The sequence below is a fragment of the Allosphingosinicella sp. genome (genome assembly GCF_036387215.1).
Classification (GTDB): Bacteria; Pseudomonadota; Alphaproteobacteria; order Sphingomonadales; family Sphingomonadaceae; genus Allosphingosinicella.
This window is the reverse complement of record NZ_DASVUE010000191.1, coordinates 1-4708: the sequence shown is the minus strand read 5'-3', so window position 1 is coordinate 4708 and position 4708 is coordinate 1. Positions and strand designations below refer to the sequence as shown.

The window sequence follows — 4708 nt, the reverse complement described above, 5'->3', positions numbered from 1 at the left end:
GCTTCGAAGTGGAAGAGGGGGAGCCATGCGCCCGGACGCAACCCGTTGCCTGTTGTTGATCGACGACGAGCCCGCCCAGCGCCGCCTCGTGAGCGCGATCGGCGCCCGCGCCGGCTGGTGGGTGATGGGCGCACCCGATGTAGAATCGGCGCAGAAGCTCCTCGCCGGCGAGGAGGGCCGCGACGTGGACGCGATCCTGCTCGATCACTGGCTGCCCGGCGACGAGGGCACGGAGCTCATCCGCCAGATTCGCACCGCTCGTCCGGATTTGCCGCTGCTCATCCTGACGGCGCAGACGTCGGTCGCGGTCGCGGTCGATGCGATGCGCGCTGGAGCCAACGATTTCCTCGTGAAGCCGCTGTCGCCCGACCGGCTGCTCGGAGCGCTCAACGCCGCAACCGACCGTCGCAAGACCAGCGGCGAGCTTCGCCCGCTGTCCGAGAAGATCACCAAGCCGCTCGCCTTCGACGAGATCGTCGGCTCGGCGCCCGAATTCCGTTCGGCAATGGCGATCGCGGCCAAGGCCGCACGCGCCCGCGTCTCTGTTCTCATCGAAGGCGAGAGCGGGTCCGGCAAGGAAGTGATCGCGCAGGCAATCCACAGCTCCTCGCCACGCGGCAAGAAGCCCATGGTAACGGTGAATTGCGGCGCTATCCCGGCCAACCTAGTCGAATCGGTGCTGTTCGGGCACGAGAAGGGCGCCTTCACCGGCGCGTTCGACCGCCATATCGGCCGTTTCGAGGATGCCGACGGAACCACGCTCTTCCTCGACGAAGTCGGCGAGTTGCCGCTCGATACGCAGGTGAAGCTGCTGCGGGTGCTCGAAACCGGAGAGATCCAGCGTGTCGGCGGCCGAACAATTCAGATGGTGGACGTCCGCATCATCGCCGCCACCAACCGCCATCTCGTCGACGAGGTCGCCAAGGGCAATTTCCGCGAGGACCTCTATTATCGCCTCAACGTGGTCCATGTGGGCATCCCGCCGCTCCGCGCCCGTTCCAGCGACATCCCCGCCCTTGCCCGCCATCTGCTCGCACGGATCGCCGAGCAGCCGGGCATGCGCCATTTGTCCATCACTGACGATGCTCTCGAAGTGCTGCTCGCCTACGGCTGGCCCGGCAACGTCCGGCAGCTCCAGAACGCGTTGTTCCGCGCGGCCGTCCTTTGCGAGGGCAATGCGCTCACCGCGGCCGATTTCCCGCAGATCGCGCAGGAATCCACCTATTCGAAGCGCGCCGACGATTATCATGCCAAGCGCCTCAACGGCGCGTCGAACACCGCAGCCCTGTCGAATGGCCCGGGGATCACGCTCTACAGCTCAGACGGCAATCTGCGCACGCTCGAAGAGATCGAATCGGACGTGATCCGCCTCGCAATCGGCCATTACCGCGGCCGGATGACGGAGGTCGCCCGCCGCCTCGGCATCGGCCGCTCCACGCTCTACCGCAAGCTCGGCGAGCTCGGCATCGGCGACGCTGCGGCGTAGCCGAGCCACTGCCGCGCTGCTAAACCGGCGCAATGCAGGATTTCACCGGCGCCAATGTCCTGATCACCGGCGCTGCTTCGGGCATCGGCGCCGCGACTGCGACCCTGCTCGCGTCGCGCGGGGCGAAGAAGCTGATCCTCGCCGATCTCAGCGAAGAGAAGCTCGCCGACTTCGCCTTTTCGCTCCCCTGCGAGCGTCAGCTGATGATCGGCGACGTCGCCGACGAGCAGCTCTGGGCGGATGCGGACCTCACCGGCGTCACCCATGCGGTCATCAACGCGGGCATCGGCGCCGCAGCGCCGATCGATCAATTGCCGTTCGAGGAATGGCGGAGGGTGATGAGCGTCAACCTGGACGCGGCTTTCCTGACGCTGCGCGCAGCGATGAAGGCGATGCGCGGCAGCGGCGGGAGCATTGTCGTCACGGCTTCGGCGGCCGGTCTCAAGGCGGAACCCGGCATCGCCGCCTACGGGGCGTCCAAGGCGGCTGTGATCCACCTCGCCCGCATCGCTGCAAAGGAAGGCGCATCGAACGGCATCCGCGTCAACAGCATCGCTCCGGGCGGCGTAGAGACCCCGATCTGGTACGGCGTTCCCGGCTTTGCCGAGATGGCACAGGAAAAGGGCGAGGAAGAGGCGTTCAGGCGGATGAGCGCCGGCGCAACGCCGCTCGGGCGCTTCGCCAGGCCCGGGGAGATCGCCGAGCAGATCGCCTTCCTCCTGTCCGACAAAGCCGCCTTCATCACCGGCACCTGCCTCGTCAGCGATGGCGGCTACACGCTTTAGCGCGCTCGGCGCGGCCCTCTTGATCGTGCTCTCCGCCTGCTCCGGCGGAGAGCCGGAGCCTCCGCCCGACAACGGGTTCGAGGCCGCGGAATTGCCGGCACCCCTGCCTGCGAAAGCCGGAGTTTCGAAGGGAGCCGCTTTACCGTCTGTCCCTTCAGCGCGGCCGGGGACGAGATCCGCCTCGCCTGGCGCGGACCCGACGGCGGAGCGTTGCGGAGCTTGGCCGCGCTCGAGCAGTCGCTCGGCAAAGAGGCCTCCCGGGTCCGGTTCGCGATGAACGCCGGCATGTACGACGAGGAAGGCGCGCCGATCGGCCTGTTCATCGAGGACGGCGCAGAGCGGAAAAGTCTCAACACGCGCTCCGGCAGCGGCAATTTCCACCTCCTCCCCAATGGCGTCTTTGCGGTCGATGCCGAGGGCCGGCTCTCCGTCACCACGAGCAGTCGCTTCCGGAAGGAGGTCCCCTCCCCCCGCTGGGCCACGCAATCCGGACCGATGCTGGTGATCGACGGCAAGCTGCACCCGAAGTTCGACGCGAACGGCCCTTCGCAGCTGGTCCGCAACGGCGTCGGCGTCCGCGATCCCCGCACCGCCTTCTTCGTGATCAGCGAAGAAGGCGTCTCCTTCGGCCGCTTCGCCCGTTTCTTCCGCGACGCGCTCGGCTGCAAGGATGCCCTCTATCTCGACGGAAGCGTTTCGAGCCTCTGGGATCCGGGCGCGGGGCGGCAGGACGCCTTCTCGGAGCTCGGGCCGATGATAGTGGTGCTGAAGCGCAGCGGCGCCGCTAAGGCGCGCTAAGCACCGTTTCCTCGAGCTTGCCCGTCAGCCCTGCCGGGTTGCATCCCTGCCGGGTGACGCGGGTGCCGCCGCGGTGGCGAATGACCATCATCGTCGCTCCCGCGTCGGGACAATCCATGGCTGGATAGAATGGCTCCTCCCGCCACATTGCAGGATCGCGAAGCAGCCGATCCAGCTCCGCCCCCATATCGCCCGCGAGCGGAACGGGACGGCCACTTTTCCAGCTGGTCCAGCCCCCAGAGGTGCGGACCAGCACGGCCAATCTCGGGCCGCCGCTGTCGAACCGGCCCTGATAGGAATTCGCCATGATCGAAGTCGCGGCATCGCGGGCGGCTCCGAGCACATCGGCACCAAGCCGCTCCTGCACCCTCTCCTCGACTTCCGACTGGATCTGGTTGGTCGTGAAATGGTCGCTTGCCCGCGGCGGCGGCGGCGTCTCGGGAGCGGGCGCGACAGGAGTGCAGGCGGCCGCGAGAACCGCGACTACAAGGAAGAGGCATCTACTCACCCCGGCAAAACCGCCACCCCGAAGCCGCAGTTCCCAAGCCGCGTCAGCAGCGACCCTTGATCGGCGCGATCACCTGTTCGGCGAAACGGTCCATCTCCTCGGCTTGCGGACTCATCTGGAGGAGGAGGAGATCAAGTCCTGCTTCCTCATATTCGGCGATCCGCTCCTGGATCTGCTCGGGCGTTCCGACGAGGTTGGGCCTTAGGCCTCGATTGGACACGGAATATTCCTGGATCCTCAGCTCCCGCTCCAGCTGCGTGCCCGAAAGCCATTGCTCGAAATTGTCGAAGCCCTTGGGCGGCTGCGGCGGAAGCGCGGTGATCCGCTCCAGCTCCCGCTTCGCCTCGGCCTCCGAATCGCGCACGATCGCATAGGCGGCCATTCCGAACTGCATGTCGCCGCCGCCGGCCTTCTCCCGGCGCTCCTCCATGTCCCGCACCTTCGGCCGGATGCTGTCCACTGGATCGCCGTGCATCACATAGGCATCGCACTGGGTGGCGATTATCGTCTTGGCGGTCTCGCTCTCGCCGCCGGCATAGATGGTCGGCCGCGGCTTCGAGAGCGGCTTCGGCTCGCAGATCGCGTTCTCCAGCCGGTAGCGCTCGCCCTCGAACGTCGCCCGCTTCTCGCTCCACAACCGGTCGACCACCTCCAACCACTCGCGCGTGCGGCCGTAGCGGTCGTCATGCTCGTCGAACTGGAGCCCATATTGCCGCGCTTCGTCCGCCCACCAGGAGGAGACGACGTTGAGTGCCAACCGCCCGCCGCTGATATTGTCGATATTCGCCGCCTGCTTCGCGAACAGAGCCGGCTGGTGGAAGTTCGGGCGGACGGCGACCATCAGCTCGATCGTCTCCGTCACCGCCGCAAGCGCCGCCGCGGTCGACCAGGCATCCAGCGCCGGCTCCTCCACGCCTTTGATGTCGTTGAGGTTCAGCTCGGCGATAAGGGTGAGGTCCCACCCGGTCTGCTCGCTCCGCTGGGTGAGGGGGCGGACATAGTCCCAGCTCGCCTCCATCCCCTCGTCCCTGATGTTGCGCAGCCAGCCGCCGAACACCGGCATCCAGTAACCGAACCTCATTCCGATCCCTTCTGTGCGATTGCCGCTTCGATATAGTCGACGAGGCGCTC

General features: G+C 66.9%; 5 protein-coding genes. 3 read left to right on the top strand and 2 right to left on the bottom strand.

Translation table 11 applies throughout. The features are described 5' to 3' along the window. The first annotated feature begins 25 nt into the window (after positions 1–25). From VF662_RS07830 to VF662_RS07820, 3 genes are all read left to right on the top strand, one after another. Entirely contained in the window at positions 26–1486 is a 1461-nt protein-coding gene (locus tag VF662_RS07830) for a sigma-54-dependent transcriptional regulator (protein WP_464139602.1), read from the top strand. Between the two features lie 32 nt (positions 1487–1518). Continuing rightward, the gene (locus VF662_RS07825; protein WP_464139600.1) at positions 1519–2271 is read left to right on the top strand and encodes an SDR family NAD(P)-dependent oxidoreductase; all 753 of its coding nucleotides are present in this window, start codon (positions 1519–1521) and stop codon (positions 2269–2271) included. Between the two features lie 219 nt (positions 2272–2490). Next, on the top strand, positions 2491–3069 hold the full coding sequence (locus tag VF662_RS07820) for a phosphodiester glycosidase family protein (protein ID WP_464139598.1): 579 nt from the start codon (positions 2491–2493) through the stop codon (positions 3067–3069). On the opposite strand, the gene VF662_RS07815 is transcribed toward VF662_RS07820, so the two are convergent. Further along, the gene (locus VF662_RS07815) at positions 3056–3577 is read right to left on the bottom strand and encodes a hypothetical protein (RefSeq protein ID WP_464139596.1); all 522 of its coding nucleotides are present in this window, start codon (positions 3575–3577) and stop codon (positions 3056–3058) included. The genes VF662_RS07820 and VF662_RS07815 overlap by 14 nt on opposite strands. A gap of 43 nt (positions 3578–3620) precedes the next feature. Beyond that, a complete protein-coding gene (locus VF662_RS07810; RefSeq protein WP_464139594.1) occupies positions 3621–4658 on the bottom strand; it encodes an LLM class flavin-dependent oxidoreductase in 1038 nt (345 codons plus the stop codon). Positions 4659–4708 lie beyond the last annotated feature (50 nt).

Excerpts from the sequence above, each read along its gene's own strand:
- VF662_RS07830 (WP_464139602.1), top strand. The coding sequence starts at position 26 with ATGCGCCCGGACGCAACCCGTTGCCTGTTGTTGATCGACGACGAGCCC.
- VF662_RS07825 (WP_464139600.1), top strand. The coding sequence starts at position 1,519 with ATGCAGGATTTCACCGGCGCCAATGTCCTGATCACCGGCGCTGCTTCG.
- VF662_RS07810 (WP_464139594.1), bottom strand. The coding sequence starts at position 4,658 with ATGAGGTTCGGTTACTGGATGCCGGTGTTCGGCGGCTGGCTGCGCAAC.